The sequence below is a fragment of the Streptomyces sp. NPDC042638 genome (genome assembly GCF_040647235.1).
GTDB lineage: Bacteria > Actinomycetota > Actinomycetes > Streptomycetales > Streptomycetaceae > Streptomyces > Streptomyces rameus.
Genome location: NZ_JBEZBT010000014.1, coordinates 113494 through 136155, shown reverse-complemented (window position 1 = coordinate 136155; position 22662 = coordinate 113494). Strand labels below are relative to the sequence as shown.

The 22662-nt window shown below is 73.0% G+C and carries 22 protein-coding genes; 14 read left to right on the top strand and 8 right to left on the bottom strand.

The features are described 5' to 3' along the window. Nucleotides 1-59 precede the first annotated feature (59 nt). Together AB0B40_RS14770 and cofC are read right to left on the bottom strand one after the other, a co-directional pair. Entirely contained in the window at nt 60-263 is a 204-nt protein-coding gene (locus tag AB0B40_RS14770; protein WP_161294781.1) for a hypothetical protein, read from the bottom strand. Between the two features lie 157 nt (nt 264-420). Beyond that, on the bottom strand, nt 421-1080 hold the full coding sequence (gene cofC, locus AB0B40_RS14765) for a 2-phospho-L-lactate guanylyltransferase (protein WP_362264037.1): 660 nt from the start codon (nt 1078-1080) through the stop codon (nt 421-423). A gap of 198 nt (nt 1081-1278) precedes the next feature. Here cofC and AB0B40_RS14760 point away from each other — a divergent pair, with 198 nt between their 5' ends. The 3 genes from AB0B40_RS14760 (at nt 1279) to AB0B40_RS14750 (ending at nt 4377) form a co-directional block, all read left to right on the top strand. Further along, nucleotides 1279-2085: a lysophospholipid acyltransferase family protein gene (locus AB0B40_RS14760; RefSeq protein ID WP_362264036.1), complete on the top strand. Its 807-nt coding sequence runs from the start codon at nt 1279-1281 to the stop codon at nt 2083-2085. Beyond that, entirely contained in the window at nt 2082-3092 is a 1011-nt protein-coding gene (locus AB0B40_RS14755; RefSeq protein ID WP_345051028.1) for an NAD(P)H-dependent glycerol-3-phosphate dehydrogenase, read from the top strand. The genes AB0B40_RS14760 and AB0B40_RS14755 overlap by 4 nt, the downstream gene beginning before the upstream one ends. A 127-nt stretch (nt 3093-3219) precedes the next feature. Further along, complete coding sequence (locus AB0B40_RS14750; protein WP_345051031.1) at nt 3220-4377, top strand: D-alanine--D-alanine ligase family protein; 1158 nt, start codon at nt 3220-3222, stop codon at nt 4375-4377. Nucleotides 4378-4389: 12 nt separating this feature from the next. Here AB0B40_RS14750 and AB0B40_RS14745 read toward each other — a convergent pair whose 3' ends face one another. After that, entirely contained in the window at nt 4390-4914 is a 525-nt protein-coding gene (locus tag AB0B40_RS14745; protein ID WP_362264035.1) for a DUF3515 domain-containing protein, read from the bottom strand. Between the two features lie 20 nt (nt 4915-4934). Beyond that, nucleotides 4935-5168, bottom strand: coding sequence for an Lrp/AsnC ligand binding domain-containing protein (locus AB0B40_RS14740; RefSeq protein ID WP_345051035.1), 234 nt, complete (start codon nt 5166-5168; stop codon nt 4935-4937). Between the two features lie 268 nt (nt 5169-5436). Here AB0B40_RS14740 and AB0B40_RS14735 point away from each other — a divergent pair, with 268 nt between their 5' ends. Together AB0B40_RS14735 and thiD are read left to right on the top strand one after the other, a co-directional pair. Continuing rightward, a complete protein-coding gene (locus tag AB0B40_RS14735) occupies nt 5437-6402 on the top strand; it encodes a thiamine-phosphate kinase (RefSeq protein ID WP_345051038.1) in 966 nt (321 codons plus the stop codon). Then, nucleotides 6399-7208, top strand: coding sequence for a bifunctional hydroxymethylpyrimidine kinase/phosphomethylpyrimidine kinase (gene thiD / locus AB0B40_RS14730; RefSeq protein ID WP_345051040.1), 810 nt, complete (start codon nt 6399-6401; stop codon nt 7206-7208). Before AB0B40_RS14735 ends, thiD begins: the two co-directional genes overlap by 4 nt. A gap of 231 nt (nt 7209-7439) precedes the next feature. On the opposite strand, the gene rpmB is transcribed toward thiD, so the two are convergent. Next, on the bottom strand, nt 7440-7625 hold the full coding sequence (gene rpmB, locus AB0B40_RS14725; RefSeq protein ID WP_003973430.1) for a 50S ribosomal protein L28: 186 nt from the start codon (nt 7623-7625) through the stop codon (nt 7440-7442). Between the two features lie 257 nt (nt 7626-7882). On the opposite strand from rpmB, the gene AB0B40_RS14720 reads away from it, so the two are divergent. Then, nucleotides 7883-9598 (top strand): DAK2 domain-containing protein, encoded by a 1716-nt coding sequence (locus tag AB0B40_RS14720; RefSeq protein ID WP_362264034.1) that lies wholly within the window; start codon nt 7883-7885, stop codon nt 9596-9598. A gap of 308 nt (nt 9599-9906) precedes the next feature. Here AB0B40_RS14720 and AB0B40_RS14715 read toward each other — a convergent pair whose 3' ends face one another. Beyond that, nucleotides 9907-12939, bottom strand: coding sequence for a tetratricopeptide repeat protein (locus tag AB0B40_RS14715; RefSeq protein WP_362264033.1), 3033 nt, complete (start codon nt 12937-12939; stop codon nt 9907-9909). Continuing rightward, on the bottom strand, nt 12936-14774 hold the full coding sequence (locus AB0B40_RS14710; protein ID WP_362264032.1) for an HSP90 family protein: 1839 nt from the start codon (nt 14772-14774) through the stop codon (nt 12936-12938). The genes AB0B40_RS14715 and AB0B40_RS14710 overlap by 4 nt, the downstream gene beginning before the upstream one ends. A 198-nt stretch (nt 14775-14972) precedes the next feature. On the opposite strand from AB0B40_RS14710, the gene recG reads away from it, so the two are divergent. The 8 genes from recG to mutM all read left to right on the top strand — a co-directional run bounded on the left by recG (nt 14973) and on the right by mutM (nt 22269). Beyond that, nucleotides 14973-17192: an ATP-dependent DNA helicase RecG gene (recG, locus tag AB0B40_RS14705; RefSeq protein WP_362264031.1), complete on the top strand. Its 2220-nt coding sequence runs from the start codon at nt 14973-14975 to the stop codon at nt 17190-17192. A gap of 82 nt (nt 17193-17274) precedes the next feature. Beyond that, complete coding sequence (gene rsmD / locus AB0B40_RS14700; RefSeq protein ID WP_345059584.1) at nt 17275-17862, top strand: 16S rRNA (guanine(966)-N(2))-methyltransferase RsmD; 588 nt, start codon at nt 17275-17277, stop codon at nt 17860-17862. Nucleotides 17863-17888: 26 nt separating this feature from the next. Continuing rightward, nucleotides 17889-18368, top strand: coding sequence for a pantetheine-phosphate adenylyltransferase (gene coaD / locus AB0B40_RS14695; protein WP_345059595.1), 480 nt, complete (start codon nt 17889-17891; stop codon nt 18366-18368). 57 nt (nt 18369-18425) lie between these two features. Beyond that, nucleotides 18426-19556 carry an ATP synthase F0 subunit B gene (locus AB0B40_RS14690; RefSeq protein WP_362264030.1) on the top strand — a complete coding sequence of 377 codons (1131 nt, stop codon included), beginning with the start codon at nt 18426-18428 and terminating at the stop codon, nt 19554-19556. 134 nt (nt 19557-19690) lie between these two features. Next, nucleotides 19691-20335 carry a YceD family protein gene (locus AB0B40_RS14685; RefSeq protein WP_345059580.1) on the top strand — a complete coding sequence of 215 codons (645 nt, stop codon included), beginning with the start codon at nt 19691-19693 and terminating at the stop codon, nt 20333-20335. A 2-nt stretch (nt 20336-20337) separates the two neighbouring features. Next, on the top strand, nt 20338-20511 hold the full coding sequence (gene rpmF, locus AB0B40_RS14680; RefSeq protein WP_003951102.1) for a 50S ribosomal protein L32: 174 nt from the start codon (nt 20338-20340) through the stop codon (nt 20509-20511). 19 nt (nt 20512-20530) lie between these two features. Continuing rightward, nucleotides 20531-21316: a ribonuclease III gene (gene rnc / locus AB0B40_RS14675; protein ID WP_362264047.1), complete on the top strand. Its 786-nt coding sequence runs from the start codon at nt 20531-20533 to the stop codon at nt 21314-21316. A gap of 92 nt (nt 21317-21408) precedes the next feature. Beyond that, nucleotides 21409-22269: a bifunctional DNA-formamidopyrimidine glycosylase/DNA-(apurinic or apyrimidinic site) lyase gene (gene mutM, locus AB0B40_RS14670; protein ID WP_362264029.1), complete on the top strand. Its 861-nt coding sequence runs from the start codon at nt 21409-21411 to the stop codon at nt 22267-22269. On the opposite strand, the gene AB0B40_RS14665 is transcribed toward mutM, so the two are convergent. Further along, nucleotides 22242-22637 carry a helix-turn-helix domain-containing protein gene (locus AB0B40_RS14665; RefSeq protein WP_345059575.1) on the bottom strand — a complete coding sequence of 132 codons (396 nt, stop codon included), beginning with the start codon at nt 22635-22637 and terminating at the stop codon, nt 22242-22244. The two genes, mutM and AB0B40_RS14665, sit on opposite strands and share 28 nt — an antisense overlap. Between the last annotated feature and the right edge of the window lie 25 nt (nt 22638-22662).

The window sequence follows — 22662 nt, the reverse complement described above, 5'->3', positions numbered from 1 at the left end:
TCACACGCGCCGGGCCGGACTCCCCAGGGGAGCCCGGCCCGCGGCGTGTGTAAGGGCAGTTAGAGGGTTTGAAGGGTTACGAGGGTGATCCGCAGGCCGGTCCCGGCGCCCTCGGTCTCGATCCGCACGCGCTGCCCGGGCCGGAGCAGCCGCAACCCGCCCGCGTCGAACGCCGCGGTGCCGAAGGGCACGGGGGTTCCGTCGTCGAGGAGCACCTGCCCGCTGCGGGTTTCCGGGTCGTACGTGTACGCGGTGGCCTGCATGTGAGCCAGCGTAGTGCCTGCGGCGGCTCACCGTCGGGGCCGCCCACCGCCCGCCCGCCCTCGCCGGTCCCCGGTCGGCCGCGCTCTGCGCGCGATTCCCGCCGCCTGTCAGGACGCGGGGCGTTCGCGCAGGCCCCGCCGCTTTCCGGCGCACTGCTCAGCCACGGGCGCTCGTGCCCTCCCCGAGCGCTTCGAGCAGACCCGCCGACGCCGCGGCCGTGTACCGCCCCACCCCCAGCGCCAGCGCCGCGCGCAGGTCGGCACCGGTGTCCACGTCCTGCCGTACGGAATCGACCCCGGTCAGCAGGAGTTCCACCGCGCCCGAGGCCCGGTGCCGGGCGCGGGAATCGACGCCGAACGCGGGCCGCAATGCGCGATCGCCGGCCGCCGCCAGCAAAGTCGTGCCCAGCTCCGCCGTATCCGCGAGAAAGGCCCGCGGGAATTCCGCGGCGGCTGCCAGCACCCGGGAGAGTTCCGCCGGACGCAGGGCCGGCAGATCGGCGTTCAGTGCCGCGACCGGAGCGCCCGGGCGGATTTCCCGTACCACCGCGGTGCCGTGGAGCAGGGCGGCGTTCAGGCCCCCACGGGGGGCGTCCGGAACGATGCGCGCGCCCAGGGCGGCCAGTTCCCGGCCGGCCAGTTCGTCGTCCGTGACGACCGCCACATCCGACACCGCCCCGCAGGCCAGCGCCGCGCACACCGTGTCCTGAGCGAACGCCAGGGCCAGGCCCGGGCGCACCCCGTCGCCGGCGGCGTCCGCGAGCCTGCTCTTGGCCCGCGTCAGGGGCTTCAGGGGGATGATCAAGGTCCACTGCACCGGCGTACCGTCCCTCTCTCGTTCCGCTCATTGTCACCCGGGCCGTCCGGCGCGGTGCGTATCGGCAGCCGGGCGAAGCGCATTGTGAGGGTGGGGGCGGGTGACGGGCGGGCGTACGGTGTTCTCGACAGACCGGCGGCCCGGGGCCAGACTTGTGCGGCCCCCGCCGGGGTGGCAGTCCTAGAGGAAGGTGTCCTTGTGCCCCGCCGCAGAATCGGCTTCTGGTACCGCTTCGCCGCGGTGATCTGCAAACCGCCGCTGGTGGTTCTGATCAAGCGGGACTGGCGTGGAATGGAGCACATTCCGGCCGAGGGCGGATTTATCACCGTGGTGAACCACAATTCCCACGTGGACCCCTTCGCGTACGCGCACTATCAGTACAACACGGGACGGGTCCCGCGATTCCTGGCGAAGAGCGGCCTTTTCAAGAAGGGATTCGTCGGCGCCGCCATGCGCGGCACCGGGCAGATCCCCGTCTACCGCGAGTCCACGGACGCGCTCAGCGCCTTCCGGGCCGCGATCGACGCCGTGGAGCGCGGCGAGTGCGTGGCCTTCTACCCCGAGGGCACCCTGACCCGCGACCCGGACGGCTGGCCCATGACCGGCAAGACCGGCGCCGCGCGGGTCGCCCTGCAGACCAAGTGCCCGGTCATCCCGGTCGCCCAGTGGGGCGCCAACGAACTGCTGCCGCCGTACGCCAAGAAGCCGAACCTCTTCCCGCGCAAGACCCACCACGTGCTGGCGGGGCCGCCCGTGGACCTCTCCCGGTTCTACGGCCGGGAGATGACCCCGGAGGTGCTGAAGGAGGCCACCGAGGTCATCATGGCCGCCATCACGCGCCGGCTGGAGGACATCCGCGGCGAGAAGGCGCCGGAGACGCCGTACGACCCGCGCCGCGAGCGGATCGAGCAGCGGCGCCGCACCCAGGCGCAGGCGAAGGCGAAGGCGCAGGCACGGGCGCAGGCGCAGGCGCAGAGCAGGCAAGCGGAAGGGCAGAGCAAGTGAGCAAGCCTGTGCGGGCGGCCGTCATGGGCACCGGTTCGTGGGGCACGGCCTTCGGCATGGTGCTCGCCGACGCCGGCTGTGACGTGACCCTGTGGGCCCGCCGGCCGGAGCTGGCCGAGGCGGTCAACTCCACCCGGACCAACCCCGACTACCTGCCCGGCGTGGAACTCCCCGAGAACCTGCGCGCCACCGCCGACGCGGCCGGGGCGCTGCGCGACGCGGACTTCACGGTCCTCGCGGTCCCCTCCCAGACGCTGCGCGCCAATCTCGCCGAGTGGGCCCCGCTGCTCGCCCCGGACACCGTCCTGGTCTCCCTGATGAAGGGCGTCGAACTCGGCTCCACCATGCGGATGAGCGAGGTCATCGAGGACGTCGCCAAGGTCGGCGCCGACCGCGTCGCGGTGGTCACCGGCCCCAACCTGGCCCGCGAGATCGCCGCCCGCATGCCCGCCCTCGCCGTCGTGGCCTGCACCGACGAGCGGGTCGCCCAGCGGCTCCAGGCCGCCTGCCACACGCCCTACTTCCGGCCGTACACCAACACCGACGTGGTCGGCTGCGAACTCGCGGGCGCCGTCAAGAACGTCATCGGGCTCGCGGTCGGTATCGCCGACGGCATGGGGCTCGGCGACAACGCCAAGGGCTCGCTGATCACCCGCGGCCTCGCCGAGACCACCCGGCTCGGCCTCGCCATGGGCGCCGACCCGCTGACCTTCTCCGGACTCGCGGGCCTGGGCGACCTGGTGGCGACCTGCTCCTCGCCGCTGTCCCGCAACCACACCTTCGGCACCAACCTCGGCAGGGGCATGACCCTGGAGGAGACCATCGCGGTCACCCGGCAGACCGCCGAGGGCGTCAAGTCCTGCGAGTCCGTGCTCGGTCTCGCCCGCCGGCACGGCGTCGACATGCCCATCACCGAGACGGTCGTCGGCATCGTGCACGAGGGCAAGTCGCCGGTCGTCGCGCTCAAGGAGCTGATGGCGCGCAGCGCCAAGCCCGAGCGGCGCTGAGAACCGCCCCGCGAGGCCCTGTCCCGGGCCTGCCGGGCAACGCTGTGCGACCGTCCGCGCGACGCTGAGCGACGGCCCGGGAGCGCGCGCTGACTTGGGCGCTACCTCCGGGTACTCTCAACCCGATATGAGCACCGAGAACCTTCCCCAGAGCCCTGAGCAGCCTTCGCGCAAGCCGCGCGTGGCCGTCGTGTTCGGTGGGCGCAGCTCCGAACACGGGATCTCCGTGGTCACCGCCGGCGCCGTCCTGGCGGCCATCGACCGGACGAAGTACGACGTCCTGCCGATCGGCATCACCACGGACGGCCGCTGGGCGCTGACGGCCGACGAGCCGGAGCGGATGGCCATCACCGACCGCCGCACCCCCAGCGTGGAGGAGCTGGCGGAGTCGAGCGAGGGCGGCGTGGTGCTCCCCGTCGACCCGGCCAGCCGCGAGGTCGTCTACACCGAGCCCGGCTCCGTGCCCAAGGCGCTCGGCGAGGTCGACGTGGTCTTCCCGGTGCTGCACGGCCCCTACGGCGAGGACGGCACCCTGCAGGGCCTGCTGGAGCTGTCCGGGGTGCCGTACGTGGGCTCGGGCGTGCTCGCCTCGGCCGTCGGCCAGGACAAGGAGTACATGAAGCGGGTGTTCACCTCCTTCGGGCTCCGGGTGGGCCCGTACGTGGTGATCCGGCCGCGCGAGTGGGCGCAGGACGAGTCCGCCGCCCGCAAGAGGATCGTCGAGTTCGCGGGCGAGCACGGCTGGCCGCTGTTCGTGAAGCCCGCGCGCGCGGGTTCGTCGATCGGCATCACCAAGGTCGACGACCTGTCCGGACTGGACGAGGCGATCGCCGAGGCGCAGCGGCACGACCCGAAGATCCTGGTCGAGGCGGCGCTGCGGGGCCGCGAGATCGAGTGCGGGGTGCTGGAGTTCGAGGACGGGCCGCGCGCCTCCGTCCCGGCCGAGATCCCGCCGCCGGACGCGCACGCGTACTACGACTTCGAGGCCAAGTACATCGACTCCACGCCCGGCGTCGTCCCCGCCCCGCTCACCGAGGAGCAGACCGCCGAGGTGCGCGGGCTCGCCGTCGAGGCGTTCGAGGCGGCCTCCTGCGAGGGCCTGGTCCGCGCGGACTTCTTCCTCACCGAGGACGGCGAGTTCGTGATCAACGAGATCAACACCATGCCCGGCTTCACGCCGATCTCGATGTACCCGAAGATGTGGCAGGAGAGCGGGATCGCCTATCCCGAACTGGTCGACCGCCTGGTGCAGGCGGCGCTGCGCCGCTCGACGGGCCTGCGCTGACCCCGTGGCGGGTCAGTGCCGCATGGAGGCGACCCCCTCCGGGATCGCCTTCTTGACGGCCGACGCCAGATCCATCAGCACCTGGGCGCTGTCGTCCGAGCCGGACAGCTTCTTCGGCAGCGTCACCTGCACATACGCGAGGCGACCGGACGTGGTGAACCGCCACGTTCCGTCGTCCTCCTTCTCCATCAGCCAGTCGACGCCGTTCACTCCGCCGCCGATCGCGTTCGGGTCGTCACCCAGAGCCACTTTGGGATCGACCATCTTCGGCGGCCGGACGATGCCGCAGCGCAGTATGATCGCCGGGCTTCCCCAGCCCGCCGTGTAGGCGGACCGGGGTTCGGGATCCTGGCGGCTCTGCCCGTTCACCGTGCGCGGCAGCACCTTGTCCAGGGCCCGGCAGAGCGGGGCGGTCCTCTTGTCGGGGGTGGGGACCGCCACGGCGTCGCTGTTGTCCGCCGTGGAGCAGCCCGCGACCGCGACGAGCAGGGCGGCCGGCGCGAGCAGGACGAAAGGCCGGTGACGGAAGAAGTTCACCGGCCAAGCGTAGACGGGGGCTACAGATGCACGACCGGACAGGTCAGGGTGCGCGTGATGCCGTCCACTTGCTGGACCTTCGCGACCACCATGCGGCCGAGTTCGTCGACCGTCTCGGCCTGGGCGCGCACGATGACGTCGTACGGCCCCGTCACGTCCTCGGCCTGGATCACTCCAGGGATCTTGCCGATCGTCTCGGCGACTGTCGACGCCTTGCCGACCTCGGTCTGGATCAGGATGTACGCCTGTACCACGGAACCTCCAGAGCGGCCACGAGGATCATGTGGGGGAAAGGAACGCCACGGTATCGCGTCGCCGCTCCCCACGGGGAGACCTGCGGGAACCGGGCTTGCGCGCCAGGGTGCAGGCACCGCGGACGTTGACGGTCACCCGGACCGTGTCGACGGTCGTCACGGCCGCGCGGACGGTCGTGACGACCGCGACGACAGACACCTCGACCGTATCGGGGACACTGATGACGCGCGACTGGGCACGGCAAGGCAGAGAAGGGGAGCAAGGGACATGAAGGGCACTGTTGGTGAGCTCGGGGAGTTCGGGCTCATCAGGGAGCTCACCTCCCGTCTCACCACCACCCCGGCGGTCCGGGTCGGCCCCGGCGACGACGCCGCGGTGGTCGCCGCGCCCGACCGCCGGGTGGTGGCGAGCACCGACATCCTGCTGGAGGGCCGGCACTTCCGCCGTGACTGGTCCACGGCCTACGACGTCGGCCGCAAGGCCGCCGCGCAGAACCTCGCGGACATCGCCGCGATGGGCGCCGTACCGACCGCGCTGCTGCTCGGCCTGGTCGTCCCGGCCGAACTGCCGGTCACCTGGCCCACCGAGATGATGGACGGCCTGCGCGACGAGTGCCAGGTCGCCGGCGCCTCCGTGGTCGGCGGGGACGTCGTACGCGGCGACACGATCATGGTGTCGATCACCGCGCTCGGCGATCTGCGCAACCACGAACCCGTCACGCGCGCGGGCGCCCAGCCCGGCGACCTCGTGGCCGTCACCGGCTGGCTGGGCTGGTCCGCGGCCGGATACGCGGTGCTCGCCCGCGGCTTCCGCTCACCGCGCGCCTTCGTGGAGGCCCACCGGCGGCCCGAGCCGCCCTACCACGCGGGTCCGGCCGCCGCCGGGCTCGGCGCCACCGCGATGTGCGACGTGAGCGACGGCCTGATCGCCGACCTCGGGCACATCGCCGAGGCCAGCAAGGTCCGCATCGACATCCGCTCCGGCGCGATCGACATCCCTACGCAGATGAACGACATCGGGCAGGCCGTCGGCGTGGACCCGCTCCAGTGGGTGCTGACCGGGGGAGAGGACCACGCGATCGTGGCGACCTTCCCGGCCGACACCAAGCTCCCGGCCCGCTGGAAGGTCATCGGCGAGGTCCTCAACCCCTCCGCGCTGCCCCAGGTCACGGTCGACGGGGCGCCCTGGACCAGCAAGGGCGGATGGGACCACTTCGGGGACATCGAGTCATGAGCGCTGTGCGGGTGCCTCCCCGCGTACTGACCGTGGCCGGCTCCGACTCCGGCGGCGGCGCCGGCATCCAGGCCGATCTGAAGACCATGCTCGCGCTCGGTGTGCACGGCATGAGCGTGCTCACCGCGGTGACCGCGCAGAACTCCCTGGGCGTCCAGGGCGCCTGGGAACTGCCCGTGGAGGCGGTCCGGGCCCAGTACCGCAGCGTGGTCGACGACATCGGCGTCCAGGCCGTGAAGACCGGCATGCTGGCCTCCGCCGAACTGGTCGAGGCGGTCGCCGAGTTGATCTCCGGTACGGACGCGCCGGCCGTGGTGGACCCGGTGGGCGTCTCCAAGCACGGCGACCCGCTGCTGGCCGCCTCCGCCCTGGACTCCGTACGCACCAGGCTGCTGCCGGTGGCCACCGTGGCCACCCCGAACCTCGACGAGGTGGCGCAACTCACCGGAGTGCGCGTCGAGTCCGAGGACGACCTGCGGCGGGCCGCGGCGGCCGTGCTGGAGTACGGGCCGCGGTGGGTGCTGATCAAGGGCGGCCACCTGTCCGGGGAGGCCACGGACCTGCTCACCGACGGCTCCGAGGAACTCCTGCTCAGGGCTCCCCGCCACGACAACCGGCACACCCACGGCACCGGCTGCACCCTCGCCTCCGCGATCGCCTGCGGCCTGGCGAAGGGGTGCTCCGTGCCGGAGGCGGTCACAGCGGCCAAGGAGTACGTGACCGGCGCGATCGCCGCCGGGTTCGCCCTCGGCGCCGGCATCGGGCCCGTGGACCACGGCTGGGCCCTCAGGCGGGACACCCCCTGATGCCGAGGGCGGTCGCGGCCCTCACCGCCGGCCGCCCCGGATCCGGCTCCCGTGCGGGCCCGGCGGGGCCCGGTGGCCGTGGATCCCGACCGCTCCCAGGGCGCCGAAACGCATCGCGTGGGATCCCGGCAGGCGGCGGCTGCCTCCGGGTACGGCAAAAAGCCGGCCCACCCTGAGGTGGACCGGCTCAGTGCAGCGAACCAGGCAGTGGCCGCGCGCTCAGCTGTAGCGTCAGCGCGAGACCTTGCCCGCCTTGATGCACGAGGTGCAAGCGTTCACGCGCTTCGGCGTCCCGCTCACCACGGTACGCACACGCTGGATGTTCGGGTTCCAGCGGCGGGACGTACGGCGGTGCGAGTGCGAGATGTTGTTGCCGAAGCCCGGCCCCTTGCCGCAGACGTCGCAGTTGGCAGCCACGGGTCACTCCAAAGACTTCAGATGCACTTACGGTTGATCCCGGCATGCCGGGATCGAGATCTAAGACCTGAGATCTTGAGTGGCGCTGCCAGGGGAATGGCCCGATCAGATCGGGCAACCGGAGCAGCATACAACGGCTGCTCCCGTTCCACGAAACTACCACGGCAGCTCAGGGACCCGCTCCCGGCCCTCTTCCGGAGGACACCCCTCCGGGGTCTACGCTGCGTCCCACGTCCAGCCAGCTCAGGGAGGCGCAGGTGGCGCAGGTGCCGCAGACATTCTTCGATGCTCTCGCGGTGCGCACCTGGTGCGGTCTGGCGCTCAGGGCACTGGGGCGGGCGCGTGAGGAGATCGACGCGATCAACGTCTATCCGGTGGCGGACGGCGACACGGGCACCAACCTGTATCTGACCCTGGAGTCGGCGGCGACGGCCGTGGAGGCGGTGTTCGCGGGCTACGAGACGGGCTGCGCGGAGCCTTCCCTGGCGGACGCGGTACGGGCCATGGCCCACGGTGCGCTCATCGGGGCCCGCGGCAACTCCGGGACGATCCTGGCGCAGCTGCTGCGGGGGATGGCACAGGTGCTCGCGGAGACGGGCGACGCCTCTCACGTCGACGGCTCGGGGCTGCGGCTTGCCCTGCGCCGGGCCGCCGACTCCGCCCGGCAGGCCGTCGCCCACCCCGTCGAGGGCACGGTGCTGACGGTCGCGTCGGCCGCCGCCGAGGCCGCCGAGGGAGCCGAGGGCGACTGCGGGACGGTCGCCAGGGCCGCCTACGAGGGCGCGCGGGCGGCCCTGGCGGCGACCCCGGGCCAGCTGGCCGTGCTGGAGCGGGCCGGCGTGGTCGACGCGGGCGGACGGGGACTGGTGGCGGTGCTGGGGGCGCTGGTGGAGGCGTTCACGGGGGAGGCGGCACGAGAGGCTCCGCTGCGGGCGGCTTCGCACGCGCGCGGGGCGGCGCGAGCGGACTGTGCCGGGCACGCGCGCGCGGAGAGCGATTGCGGTGCCGGTCCGGCCGAGGCCGGACCCTGCGCCGACCCGGCCGGGACCGGCGGGCCCGCCTTCGAGGTGATCTACCTGCTGGAGGCCGACGACGCGGCCGTCACCCGGCTGCGCGCGCGTCTCGACGCCCTCGGGGACTCCCTGGTCGTGGTCGGCGGCGACGGCCTGTGGAACGTCCACGTGCACGTCGACGACGCCGGTGCCGCCGTGGAGGCCGGGGTGGAGGCCGGGCGCCCGTACCGGATCCGGATCACCCACTTCGGGCTCGGCGACGCGCACGCCGGCCGCGGGCGCCCGCCGCGCGAACGCGCCCAGCGGGCGGTCGTCGCCGTCGTGCCGGGGGAGGGACTGGCCGGGCTGTACGGCGAGGCCGGCGCGACCGCGGTCCTGGCCCGCCCCGGGGAGCCGCCGGCCAGCGGGGAGCTGGTGCAGGCGGTACGGCGGGCCCACGCGCGCGAGGTCGTCCTGCTGCCCAACGACGCCGAACTGCGCCACACGGCCGCCGCCGCGGCGGAACAGGCCCGCACCGAGGGCATCCGCGTGGCACTGATCCCGACCCGCTCCGCGGTCCAGGGCATCGCCGCGCTCGCCGTGCACGAGCCGGGGCGACGGTTCGACGAGGACGTCGTCCAGATGACCTCGGCGGCGGGCGCCACCCGCCATGGAGAGGTCGTCGTGGCCGAGCACCGGTCCTGGACCACGGCCGGCATCTGCCAGGCCGGCGACGTGCTCGGCCTGATCGACGGCGACGTGGCGGTGATCGGCGCGGACGTCACCGCGACCGCGCGGATCGTTCTGGACCGCATGCTCCAGGCCGGCGGCGAGCTGGTCACGCTCGTCGTCGGCGACGAGGCACCCCCAGCCGTCGCCGCGCACCTGGAGGCACACGTACGGGAGTCCTACCTCGCCGTGGACACGGTGGTGTACCGCGGCGGCCGACAGGGAGCGCTGCTGCTCATAGGCGTGGAGTGACGGTGGCGTGACGAGCGTGGGGCCGGCGGGGCGTGACCGGCGTCGGCGACTCGGTCCCGCGGCGCCGACCGCACGTCCGGCCGCGCCCCGCGCCCGTCCGGCCCCGCCTCCCTGGCTGTCCCGGCCCCCTGAGCCGCCTGCGCCTGCTGCACCTGCTGCGCCTCATCCGCCTGCTGCGCCGCCTGGGCCGCCTCCCCCCGCGCCGCCTGTGTTCCTTACGCCGCCAACGTCCCCTGGCGCCCCCCGGCGTCGTCTCGCCTCCTGTGCCGCCTGGGGCCCCCGCGTCGCCTGCACCCCCTGCGCCGCTCCTATCTCGCCTCCGCCCCCTGTCCTTCCTCCGTCTCCCGCGCCGCCTCCAGCAGCTGGGCCGCCTCCGTCCGCCGCGCGCGGATGGTCTCGTCGCCTTCGTCGGCGCCCTCGTAGGCCGCGAGCACGTCACGCGCGCGGGACGCCGCCCGCGCCGGGCGGCCCAGGTCCGCCTCCAGCCAGCCCGCGGCCAGTTCGGCGCCGGTACGGCCGTGCAGCCCGGCCGCGCCGAGTGCGGCGAACACCGCCACGGCCCGGGTCATCTGCTCCAGCGCCGCCTCGAACGCGGCCCGGATCGCCGCGTCCTCGGCCTCCTCCGACGCCGAACGGGCCAGCAGCTCCGCGCACTGGCGGTGGGTGCCGCCGAGTTCCTCCGACAGCTGCTCCCGGTCCGCCGGGTCCGCCGCCGTCAGCGCCCTCTCGCACTCCCGCACCGCACGCGCCATCAGCTCGCGCGCGTCCGCCGCACCGGATTCCCGGCCCAGCGCGAGCCAGGCGCGGGCGCGCAGCGAGCGGACCAGGAACTGCGTGTTGCCGAGCGAGCGCCACAGGCCGCCCGCGCGCGCGTAGGCCCTGTCCGCCTCCTGTGCCAGGCCGGCGTTGGCCAGCGACTCGGCGGCGAGGTGGGCGAGCGTGGCGTGGTCCTGCTGCTCGGGCCAGTGCCGGGCCAGCTCGGCGGCCTTCAGGCGCTGTTCGGCGGCGGCCCGGTGCTCGCCCAGCTCGCCCAGGCAGTCCCCGAGCCACCAGCGGGCCTGGACGACCACCCCGTCGCCGTGCGTGTCGGCGCTCAGGTCGGCCAGCGCGGACTCCAGCACCTCGGCGGCCTCCGCGAACCGGCCCCGGCGCAGCAGGAACCCGCCGAGCTGCTGACGCGCCCAGGCGCCCAGGGTGCCGCTCTCGCCGGCCTCGTCGGCCCAGTGCGCGGCCTCCAGCGCGTGCTCGGCCGCCTCGCCGGCCGCGTCCCGGCCGCCGAGCACCTCGGCGAGCTGGAGGTGCAGCTGGGCCCGCCCGACCGGCTCGACGTAGGGCCCGCCGTGCTCCAGGGCCGCTCGCAGCGCCCGCTCGGCTCCGGCCAGGTCACCGGCCTGGTGGGCCAGGGCGGCGACCTGCACCTGGTACTCCACCGAGAACCAGGGGAGCCCGGCGGCCACGTAGGCACCGGCGGCCCGCCGGAACAGCTCCGCCGCCCGTTCCGCGTCCCCGGTGAGTCCGGCCAGCTCGGCGAGCATCGCCCGCGCCTCGGCGGCCCGCGCCGCCAGCCGCACGTCGTCCCCACCGCGTCCGTCGACGAGCGCGAGCACCTCTCGCACAGCCGCCTCGGCGTCCAGGACGGCCCGGCGGGTGTCCGTGGCGTCCCGGTCGGCGTCGCCGGCGGCCGTCCCGGCGGAGGTGTCGGTGCCGGTGCCGGTGTACACCGCGTTCTGTCCGGCGGCCCCGTGGACCCGCCGCATCAGGATCCGCGCCCGGCTCATCACCACCGCCGCGGTCTGGCGCACCCCGGTGCCCTCGTCGGCGTACAGCGCGAGCACCTCGTCGTACAGGCCCGTGACCGCCGTCAGGGCCGCGTCCACCTCGCCCGTCAGGGCGCGGACGTACGCCCCGCGCGCGCGTGCCGCCAGCGCCTCCCCGGGATCGCCCGCCTCCGCGTACAGCTCCGCCGCCCGCTCGAAGAGGGCGAGCCCCTCGGGGCCGCGGGCCATCGCCTCGTGGTCGGTGAGCTCTGCGCGGTCCCGCGGCGCCAGCCCGGCGCCGTCCGGCGCGGCCCGGGCGACCGCCGCCCACGCCTCCAGCGCGTGCGGCCGCAGCGTGTCCGACAGCCGCCGCGCCTCGGCGAGCAGGGCGGCCAGGCCGGGCCCGGCGGCCGGCGCGCCGGTCCCCACGGCGGGCGGGGGCGGGGCGGCCGTCGGTATCACCGGGGGCCGTACCGCCCGCACTCCCAGCGGCAGCCGCTCCGCCAGCGGGCGCTGGGCCATCCGCGCGCGGATCCGGTCCCCGACGGAGCCGGTGCCGTTGCGGCGGTCGAACCGCTCGGCGAGTTCCGTCGCCTCCGCGCGGGCGTGCGCGGCCAGTTCCCGAGCCGTCCAGGTCCGCCCGGCCGGCCCCGGCACCCGCTGGCCGCCGAGGCCCAGCTCGGTCAGCCGGTCCGTCAGCAGGGTCACCACGGCCATGAAGTCGAGCCTGCTGCGCGGCTGCCCGGTGTCCGTGAAGTAGGCGGGCCGCTCGGCCAGCAGCTCGAGGCCGCGCGCCTCGTTCCCGGTCAGCGCGCAGAACTCCACATGGTCGGCGTACGCGCCCCGCATGCTCTCCATGGGACGGACCAGACGCAGCCCGCGCAGGTGGTGGGCGCGCGCCTCGTCCAGGCGGCCGAGGCGCAGCAGCGGGGCCAGCGAGGAGGCGAGCACGGTGTGCGGCTCGTGCGCGCAGGCGAACTCGCCCTCCAGGACCGGCCGCCACAGCTCGAGCGCCTCCGCGTCCCGCCCGCACCGGACCTGCCAGGCGCCCTGCCCCTGCAGCTCGCAGGCGTGGCAGTCGGCCATCCGGTCCCGGTCCGCGGCCAGCCACGCCGCGTACGCCCGCTCCGCGCGCGCGAGGTCCCCGGTGTGCGCGGCCACACTGAACTCGGCGCTGCGCACCGCCCGTTCGGAGTGCCCGGCGAGCCGGTAGCGGTGTGCCATCTCGCCGAGCCACTTCTCGATCGAGGCGAGGGGAATGTGCGGCTGGTCCAGCATGCCCGCCGACATCCACTTGAAGACCCAGTGCAGCGAGTGCGCCTCGTCCTCGTCGAAGTCCTCCGGCCGTTCGTCCCACATGCGCAGCAGCCGCGCGAACGGGACGAACATCTTGTCCTTCTCGGAGCTGTAGTTGTAGACCTTCAGCTGGTGCCCGAGCGCCTCGATCACGGCGAGCGGGACGTCCAGCCGCTCGGCCTCGGCGAGCAGCCGCTCCGCGCGCGCGTTGCGGGCCGGGCCCTCCGGCTGCTCGGAGTTGTCGGCCAGCGCCCGGCGCAGCGAGTCGAAGTCCGTGATCTCACTCATCGTCCGTCCCCCTCCCCGTGGGTCGCCCATTCGAGCAGCCCGATGAACGCCCGGTTGAGCAGTGCCGAGTCGGCCGGCCGCAGCGGGCGCTGCGCCATCAGCAGCGCCTGCCCGTACAGCGACTCGGTCGCGGTGCCGATCAGTTCCGGGTCGCCGATCGAGCCGATGCGCCGGACGAGCGGGTTGAGATGGTTGAGCACCAGACGCGCGCGCGGGGCGCTGCCGCGCAGCGAGCCCAGGATGCCCGCCCACAGGTCGTCGGCCCCCTCCTCGGCCGCCGCACGGGCCTGCTCGTGCCGGGCGGCCCGGTCGTCCAGGTGCAGCGCGGGCACGGACAGCGGGTGGAAGGCCCGCAGGACGACGTCACAGCCCAGCGGGTCGAGCCGGTCCCGGGCGGCGGCCAGGAACCCGGACAGCGCCAGCTCCTCGCCCGGGTCGACGGCGTCCAGGTGCGCCGTCACGGTGTCCGCGTCCAGCTCGGCGACCACCGTCCCGGGCCGCACCCGCGGCAGCGCCTCGACCAGCTCGGTGTCGTACGTGTAGCCGCCGTTGACCACGCCGACGCCCTGCGCCGAGGCGATCGGGGCGACCTGCCGGTACTCCTCGACGGTCCGCGTGAAGTGCACCACGGGATGCCGCCGCGCGAACTCCTCCAGGGAGACCCGCCCGTCGGTGGTCTCGAACGGCAGCCACGGCAGCATCGTGCGCAGCATCTCCCGGTCGTGCCGGGCGAGGGACTTCACGCCCAGGTGGTGCACGGAGAGGAAGGCCGACAGGCGCTCCGGGTCACCGGCGGCGAGCCCGGTGAGCCAGGACCGAATCCGTTCGCCCAGCGCCTCCCGTACCGCGGCCAGGGTCTCGTCCTCGTACAGCGACTCGCGCGAGGCGGTGGGCCGCAGGCTGTCGGTGTCCAGGACGCAGCGCACGAAGAACGCCCAGTCCGGCAGCAGCTGCTCGGCCCGTTCGGTGAGCAGCATGCCCTTCAGGTGCACGCGGTGGGTCGCCCGCTGGGCCGGACTGACCGCCGACGGCAGCACGTAGGCCACCCCGCGGACCCCGGCCAGCGGTACGTGCAGGTCGATCGAGTCCAGCGGCGTGAACCCGAACAGCTCGTGGCAGTGCCGGGCCAGCGCCACCCGCCGGCCGGCCGGACTCGGATGGGCGCGGTCCCAGGGTGCCGGCAGCTCGGTGACCGGCTCGTCGCCGACCCGGACGTCGTAGGGCAGCAGGGAACCGAAGTCCCGGGCCAGGGCGCGGACCCGCTCGGGCGCGAGCCACTCGGCCGCTCCGGCCCGTGCCGTCAGGTACACGGTCGTACCCGGCTCGGGCCGCTCCGCCCCGGACAGCGTCCGCACGGTGTACGACCCGTCGTCCCGGGCCGTCCACTCCACCGGCGGGGCGTCGGGCGTACGGGCGCTGCGGCTGACGACTCTGATCCGCTCGGCGACCACGAAGCAGGCGAGCAGGCCGATACCGAACTGGCCGAGGAAGTCCGAGCGGGCCTCCTGCAGGCCCTCGGCCCGCTTGGAGCTGCGGCCGATGGTCGCCAGCAGGCTGTGCACGTCCGACTCGGTGAGTCCGACGCCGGTGTCCTCCACCCGCAGCCCGCCGTCCCCCGCGTAGAGCCGCACCCGCGCCGGGGCGTCCGGATCGGCGGCCCGCCGGGCGGTGATGGCGTCCACGGCGTTCTGCAGCAGCTCGCGCAGATAGACCTTGGGGCTGGAGTACAGGTGCTGGGAGAGCAGGTCCACCAGACCGCGCAGGTCGACCTGGAACGTGTGTGGTTGTTGAGGTGACTGGGATGCGTGGGGTGCCTGAGGGGTCTGGGAGTCCATCGTCACTGCGCCGGAGGGGGAGTGCGTGCGGCGCGGGGTCGGGCGGTCCCGGCGTGGCGGTGACCGCGAAGGATGGCCGGAGCGCGTCATCCTAGAGCCGGAACAGCCCGCCTGACCAGGGGTTTCCCCGATGTTTACGGCACTTCGCCGGGAAGGCCCAGGGCGGCGTCTACGGCATTGTCAGTGCCGTGGTGTGCAATGGATCCCGTGCCCGCACTGGAAGAATCACTGAAACAGCCGCTGAAGTCAGTGCTCGGCCCCGCCACCGCGAAGGTGATGGCCGAACACCTCGGCCTGCACACCGCCGGCGACCTCCTGCACCACTACCCGCGCAGATACGAGGAGCGCGGCCAGCTCACCCACCTCGCCGACCTCCCCATGGACGAGCACGTCACGGTGGTCGCCCAGGTCGCCGACGCGCGTCTGCACACCTTCGCCTCGGCCAAGGCCCCCCGGGGCAAGGGCCAGCGTCTCGAGGTCACGATCACCGACGGCAGCGGCCGGCTCCAGCTGGTCTTCTTCGGCGCCGGCGTGCACAAGCCCCACAAGGAGCTGCTGCCGGGCACCCGCGCGATGTTCGCCGGCAAGGTCTCCGTCTTCAACCGCCGTCTCCAGCTCGCCCACCCCGCCTACGAGTTGCTGCGCGGAGACGGCGAGGAGGCGGTGGAGACCTGGGCCGGCGCCCTCATCCCGATCTACCCCGCCACCGCCAAACTGGAGTCCTGGAAGATCGGCAAGGCGGTCCAGACGGTGCTGCCCAGCGCCCGGGAGGCCCTGGACCCCCTCCCGGACTCCCTGCGCGAGGGCCGCGGCCTGCTGCCGCTGCCCGAGGCCCTGCTCAAGATCCACCGCCCGCACACCAAGGCGGACATCGCCGACGCCCGCGCCCGCCTGAAGTGGGACGAGGCCTTCGTGCTCCAGGTCGCCCTGGCCCGCCGCCGCCACGCCGACACCCAGCTTCCCGCCGTACCCCGCGTGCCCAGGCCGGACGGCATCCTCGCGGCCTTCGACGGCCGCCTCCCCTTCACCCTCACCGAGGGCCAGCGGAAGGTCTCGAAGGAGATCTTCGACGACCTGGCCACCGACCACCCCATGCACCGCCTGCTGCAGGGCGAGGTCGGCTCCGGGAAGACGCTCGTGGCCCTGCGCGCCATGCTCGCCGTGGTCGACGCGGGCGGCCAGGCGGCGATGCTCGCGCCCACGGAGGTCCTCGCCCAGCAGCACCACCGCTCGATCACCGAGATGATGGGGGAGCTGGCCGAGGGCGGCATGCTGGGCGGCGCCGAACACGCCACCAAGGTGACCCTGCTCACCGGTTCCATGGGCGCGGCCGCCCGCCGCCACGCCCTGCTGGACCTGGCCACCGGCGAGGCCGGCGTCGTCATCGGCACGCACGCCCTGATCGAGGACCGGATCCAGTTCCACGACCTGGGACTGGTGGTGGTCGACGAGCAGCACCGCTTCGGCGTCGAACAGCGCGACGCCCTGCGCGGCAAGGGCAAGCAGCCCCCTCATCTGCTCGTCATGACGGCCACCCCGATCCCGCGCACGGTGGCCATGACGGTCTTCGGCGACCTGGAGACCTCGGTCCTCGACCAGCTGCCCGCCGGCCGGTCCCCGATCGCCAGCCATGTCGTCCCCGCCGCCGACAAGCCCCACTTCCTCGCCCGCGCCTGGGAGCGGGTCCGCGAGGAGGTCGAGAACGGCCACCAGGCGTACGTCGTCTGCCCGAGGATCGGTGACGAGGAGGACGACCCGAAGAAGGCCGGCAAGAAGAAGTCCCCCGAGGACGAGGCCGAGAAGCGGCCCCCGCTCGCGGTCCTCGACGTGGCCGGCCAGCTGGCCGAGGGCCCCCTGAAGGGCCTCCGGGTGGAGGTCCTGCACGGCCGTATGCACCCCGACGACAAGGACGCCGTGATGCGCCGCTTCGCGGCCGGCGAGACCGACGTCCTGGTCGCCACCACCGTCATCGAGGTCGGCGTGAACGTCCCCAACGCCACGGCCATGGTCATCATGGACGCCGACCGTTTCGGCGTCTCCCAGCTCCACCAGCTGCGCGGCCGGGTCGGCCGTGGCTCCGCGCCCGGCCTGTGCCTCCTGGTCAGTGAGATGCCCGAGGCGAGCCCCGCCCGCCAGCGCCTGAACGCGGTCGCCGCCACCCTCGACGGCTTCGAACTCTCCCGCATCGACCTCGAACAGCGCCGCGAGGGCGACGTCCTGGGGCAGGCCCAGTCCGGTGCCCGCTCCAGCCTCCGGGTCCTGGCCGTCATCGAGGACGAGGAGGTCATCGCGGAGGCCAGACAGGAAGCGGCGGCGGTCGTCGCGGCGGACCCGGAACTGGAGCGGCTGCCGGGACTCCGTACGGCCCTGGACGCACTCCTGGACGAGGAACGGGAGCAGTACCTGGAGAAGGGCTGACGAGCAGCGCCCCCACAGGGGCGCGGGGAACCGCGCGACCAGCCACAATGAACGTAAACTCGCCCACCAGAAGGACCAGCACATGACCCGCGTGATCGCCGGCCGGGCCGGCGGACGGCGCCTCGCAGTACCTCCCGGCACCGGAACCCGCCCCACCTCCGACCGCGCACGCGAAGGCCTCTTCTCCACCTGGCAGTCCCTGCTGGGCGGTCCCCTGGACGGCGAACGGGTCCTCGACCTCTACGCCGGCTCCGGCGCCGTGGGCCTGGAGGCACTCTCCCGGGGCGCGAGCCACACCCTCCTCGTCGAGGCCGACGCCCGCGCGGCGAGGATCGTCCGCGAGAACGTGAAGAACCTGGGCCTCCCGGGCGCCGAGGTCAGAGCGGGCAAAGCGGAACAGATCATCCGGACCCCGGCACCGGAAGAGCCGTACGACCTCGTCTTCCTCGACCCGCCGTACGCCGTCACGGACGACGATCTTCGGGAGATCCTGCTCACACTCCGTTCGGAGGGCTGGCTCACCGGGGAAGCCCTCGTCACCGTGGAGCGCAGCACCAGAGGCGGCGAATTCCACTGGCCGGACGGTTTCGAGGCGATCCGGTCCCGTCGCTACGGCGAGGGAACGTTTTGGTACGGTCGCGCCGCCTCTACGTGCGAAGACGCACGATGACCGGACCGGAGAGCGAGGGATCACAAGTGCGCCGCGCCGTCTGTCCCGGGTCGTTCGACCCGATCACCAACGGACATCTCGACATCATCGCCCGAGCCTCCCGTCTGTACGACGAGGTCTACGTCGCGGTGATGATCAACAAGTCCAAGAAGGGCCTGTTCGAGATCGAGGAGCGGATCGAGCTGATCCGCGAGGTCACCTCCGAATACGCCAACGTCCGCGTGGAGGCCTTCCACGGTCTCCTCGTCGACTTCTGCAAGCAGCGCGACATCCCCGCCATCGTCAAGGGCCTCCGCGCCGTCAGCGACTTCGACTACGAGCTCCAGATGGCCCAGATGAACATCGGACTCACCGGTGTCGAAACGCTGTTCGTGCCCACCAACCCCACCTACAGCTTCCTGTCGTCCTCCCTCGTCAAGGAGGTCGCCGCCTGGGGCGGAGACGTCTCCCACCTGGTGCCGTCGCAGGTCCTGGAGGCCCTGAACGGGCGCCTGCGCAAGGACTGATGGGGCTACAGTCGTCCCGTCCGTCTCCAACCCGGCAGTAGAGAGTGGCGAGCACAGGTGGACGTGCAGAAGAAGCTCGACGAGATCGTCTCCGCGGTCTCCGGTGCCCGGGCGATGCCCATGTCGGCGTCGTGCGTGATCAACCGCGCCGAACTGCTCGCGATGCTCGAAGAGGTCCGCCAGGCGCTGCCCGGTTCCCTGGCCCAGGCCCAGGAGCTGATCGGCGGCCGTGAGCAGATGGTCGAGCAGGCCCGGCTGGAGGCCGAGCGGATCATCGAGAACGCCCACGCCGAGCGCGGCTCACTGATCTCCGACACCGAGATCGCCCGCCGCTCCCAGTCCGAGGCCGACCGGGTCCTCGCCGAGGCCCGCCGGGAGGCCGAGGAGATCCGCGCCGAGGCCGACGACTACGTCGACTCCAAGCTCGCCAACTTCGAGGTCGTCCTCACCAAGACCCTCGGCTCCGTCGGCCGTGGCCGCGAGAAGCTCCTCGGCACCGGCCCCGGCCTGGACGAGAACGGCTACGAGGACGAGGACGCCCCCGAGCGCAGCCACGACCCGGAGACCCTGCGCCACAACGCCGACCAGTACGTCGACGTCAAGCTGGGCGCCTTCGAGGCGGTCCTCGCCAAGACCCTGGAGGCCGTCGGCCGCGGCCGGCAGAAGCTGCACGGCCGGATCGCCACCGACGACCTCGGCGCGCTCGCCGACGACACCACGACCTTCCAGCACTCCAGCGACGCCGACTACCTCGCCGACCTCGCGGCCCTCGCGGACAGCGACCGCACGGCCCAGTCGCAGCCGCAGCCGCAGCCGCAGTCGCAGCCGCAGCCGCAGTCGCAGCCGCAGCCCGAGCGGACCGAGCGGCCGGAGCCCTCGTACGAGCCGCAGCCCGCCTACGGCTACCAGCAGCAGCCGGACCCCTACGCCGGCTTCCCGCAGCAGCCGGAGTACGCGCCGCAGCAGGACCCCTACGGCTATCAGCAGGCCGACCCCTACGCCTACCAGGGCTACGACGTCCAGCAGGCCGCCTACGACCCCCAGCAGGCCCACCAGCCGCAGCAGCCCCAGCACCAGCCGCAGCCCCACGCCCAGCAGGACTACGCTCTGGACGAGACCAGCCTCTTCGACACGGGCATGATCAGCGCGGAGCAGCTGAGGGCCTACGAGCAGGGCCGGGGCCTGTAGCCGGGGCACCGGATTGGGCGCTGAGCGAAAGGTCCAGTATCCTGGCTCTTCGGTCGCGCGTATGCCCCGCGATCACCGCTGCCCGGGACTAGCGTCGGGCGGCGTCCCTTCGAGTACGTAGATCGAAAGCAGGAATGGCTTCCAACGCCCGCCTCGACCACCGCAACCCCCTCGTGATCGACACGCACGAGCTGGGTCGGCGTCCGGGTGCGCTGCAGCGCCTGACCCGCGAGATCGACGCTCCCAGGGATCTCGGCATCCAGGGGGTCATCGGAGTGCCGGAAGGCGCGCCGGTGGAGCTCGACCTCCGTCTCGAGTCGGTCATGGAAGGGGTGCTTGTCACAGGCACCGCCCGTGCGGCGACCGAGGGGGAGTGCGTAAGGTGTCTGGAGCCGGTCGAGCTGGAGCTCGAAGCGGACTTCCAGGAGATGTTCTCGTACCCTGACGCCGATGACCGGGGCCGCGTGATCGCGGAACCGGGCGACGACGCCGAGGACGACGAGGACAGGCTCTACATCGAGGACGGTCTGATCGACCTCGAACCTGTGCTGCGTGATGCGGTGGTGCTCGCACTGCCGATGCAGCCGGTGTGCCAGGACGACTGCCCCGGCCTGTGCTCCGAGTGCGGAGTGCGGCTCGCGGACGACCCGGAACACCACCACGACGCCGTCGACATCCGTTGGGCGGCTTTGCAGGGACTCGCCGGTCCGATGACGGACGGCGAGAAGGACGAGATGAGCGGCGCCGATGCGGGCGTCGACGAGAAGCAGGAGAAGTAGCCGTGGCTGTTCCGAAGCGGAAGATGTCGCGCAGCAACACGCGCCACCGCCGGTCGCAGTGGAAGGCTGCGGTCCCCACCCTGGTTGCGTGCGAGCGCTGCCACGAGCCCAAGCAGCAGCACATCGCGTGCCCGTCTTGCGGCACCTACAACAAGCGCCAGGTCCTCGAGGTCTGAGCGGCTGGTGAGAGGCACTGTGTCCACGCCGAAGAAGAACTCTGCGGACCCTCAGGCCTCGTCCCACACGCTTCTGGAAGGGCGGCTCGGCTACCAGGTCGAGTCCGCCCTTCTGGTGCGAGCGCTGACCCACCGTTCCTACGCGTACGAGAACGGCGGTCTGCCGACGAACGAGCGGCTGGAGTTCCTCGGGGACTCCGTGCTCGGTCTCGTCGTCACGGACACGCTGTACCGCACCCACCCCGACCTGCCCGAAGGCCAGCTGGCCAAGTTGCGGGCCGCGGTGGTCAACTCGCGTGCGCTGGCGGAGGTCGGCCGCGGCCTCGACCTGGGCTCCTTCATCCGGCTCGGCCGTGGTGAAGAGGGCACGGGCGGCCGGGACAAGGCGTCCATCCTCGCCGACACCCTTGAAGCGGTGATCGGCGCGGTCTATCTCGACCAGGGCCTCGACGCGGCCTCCGAACTGGTGCACCGCCTGTTCGACCCGCTGATCGAGAAGTCCTCCAACCTCGGCGCCGGCCTGGACTGGAAGACATCCCTGCAGGAGCTGACCGCGATCGAGGGACTCGGCGTACCCGAGTACCTGGTCACGGAGACCGGCCCCGACCACGAGAAGACCTTCACTGCTGCCGCCCGCGTCGGAGGCGTCTCGTACGGCACCGGCACCGGCCGCAGCAAGAAGGAGGCGGAGCAGCAGGCCGCCGAGTCCGCCTGGCGGTCCATCCGGACCGCGGCGGACGAGCGCGCCAAGGCGGCCGAGATGGCCGCCGCGGCGGACGGCGACCCGTCGTCCGCCACCGCCTGAGCAAGACGCAGTACACGAGCGCCCGCCCGGCCGTCGACGCCGGCGCGGGCGCTCGGTTCATCCACCGGTCCGCAGTTCCGACGGGGGTCCCGATGCCCGAGTTGCCCGAGGTCGAGGTCGTCCGGCGGGGCCTGGAGCGCTGGGTCGCCCACCGGACCGTCGCCGACACCGCGGTGCTGCACCCACGTGCCGTACGCCGGCACCTCGCCGGGCCCGACGACTTCGCGCACCGGCTCAAGGGCCACCACATCGGCGTGCCCTCCCGGCGCGGCAAGTACCTGTGGCTGCCGCTGGAGGAGACGAACCAGTCCGTCCTCGCCCACCTCGGTATGAGCGGCCAGCTGCTGGTCCAGCCGCACGACGCTCCGGACGAGAGGCACCTGCGCATCCGCCTCCGGTTCGCCGACTCCCTCGGCACGGAGCTGCGCTTCGTCGACCAGCGCACGTTCGGCGGGCTGTCGTTGCACGACAACACCCCCGAAGGCCTGCCCGACGTCATCGCGCACATCGCCAGGGACCCGCTGGACCCGCTCTTCGACGACGAGGCGTTCCACCAGGCGCTGCGCCGCAAGCGGACCACCATCAAGCGGGCCCTGCTGGACCAGTCGCTGATCAGCGGGGTCGGCAACATCTACGCGGACGAGGCCCTGTGGCGGGCCCGGGTCCACTACGAGCGCCCGACGGCGAACTTCACCCGCCCGGTCACGGCGGAACTCCTCGGCCATGTCCGGGACGTGATGAACGCGGCCCTCGCCGTCGGCGGCACCAGCTTCGACAGCCTGTACGTCAACGTCAACGGCGAGTCCGGCTACTTCGACCGGTCCCTGGACGCCTACGGCCGTGAGGGACTGCCGTGCAAGCGCTGCGGCACCCCGATGCGGCGCCGGCCCTGGATGAACCGGTCCAGTTACTTCTGCCCGAAGTGTCAGAGGCCGCCGCGCGTCTCGTCGTAGCGTGCGCGGGCCGCGAGGACGTCGTCCATCGCGTCCTCCACGCAGTGGATGAGCGACAGCAGGCGCTCGGCGACCTGACGGCCCAGGGCGGTCAGCTCGTAGTCCACGCGGGGCGGGTTCGTGGGCTGGGCCTCGCGGTGCACCAGGCCGTCGCGCTCCAGCGCGTGCAGCGTCTGGGACAGCATCTTCTCGCTCACTCCGTCGACGCGGCGGCGCAGCTCGTTGAAGCGCAGCGAACCCTCGTACAGCGCGCCGAGCGTCAGCCCGCCCCAGCGGCCCGTGACGTGCTCCAGCGTGCCGCGTGACGGGCACGCCTTGGCGAAGACGTCGTACGCGAGGTCGTCGTGGTCCCGGGTGGTGGCGGTCATGGCACCAGGATACGCCCGCACAGCG

Coding starts and splice junctions, on each gene's coding strand:
- AB0B40_RS14665 (WP_345059575.1), bottom strand. CDS start 22,637: ATGACCGCCACCACCCGGGACCACGACGACCTCGCGTACGACGTCTTC.
- recG (WP_362264031.1), top strand. CDS start 14,973: ATGGATCCCGTGCCCGCACTGGAAGAATCACTGAAACAGCCGCTGAAG.
- AB0B40_RS14685 (WP_345059580.1), top strand. CDS start 19,691: ATGGCTTCCAACGCCCGCCTCGACCACCGCAACCCCCTCGTGATCGAC.
- AB0B40_RS14735 (WP_345051038.1), top strand. CDS start 5,437: ATGAAGGGCACTGTTGGTGAGCTCGGGGAGTTCGGGCTCATCAGGGAG.
- rsmD (WP_345059584.1), top strand. CDS start 17,275: ATGACCCGCGTGATCGCCGGCCGGGCCGGCGGACGGCGCCTCGCAGTA.
- AB0B40_RS14750 (WP_345051031.1), top strand. CDS start 3,220: ATGAGCACCGAGAACCTTCCCCAGAGCCCTGAGCAGCCTTCGCGCAAG.
- mutM (WP_362264029.1), top strand. CDS start 21,409: ATGCCCGAGTTGCCCGAGGTCGAGGTCGTCCGGCGGGGCCTGGAGCGC.
- thiD (WP_345051040.1), top strand. CDS start 6,399: ATGAGCGCTGTGCGGGTGCCTCCCCGCGTACTGACCGTGGCCGGCTCC.
- AB0B40_RS14710 (WP_362264032.1), bottom strand. CDS start 14,774: ATGGACTCCCAGACCCCTCAGGCACCCCACGCATCCCAGTCACCTCAA.
- AB0B40_RS14715 (WP_362264033.1), bottom strand. CDS start 12,939: ATGAGTGAGATCACGGACTTCGACTCGCTGCGCCGGGCGCTGGCCGAC.
- AB0B40_RS14770 (WP_161294781.1), bottom strand. CDS start 263: ATGCAGGCCACCGCGTACACGTACGACCCGGAAACCCGCAGCGGGCAG.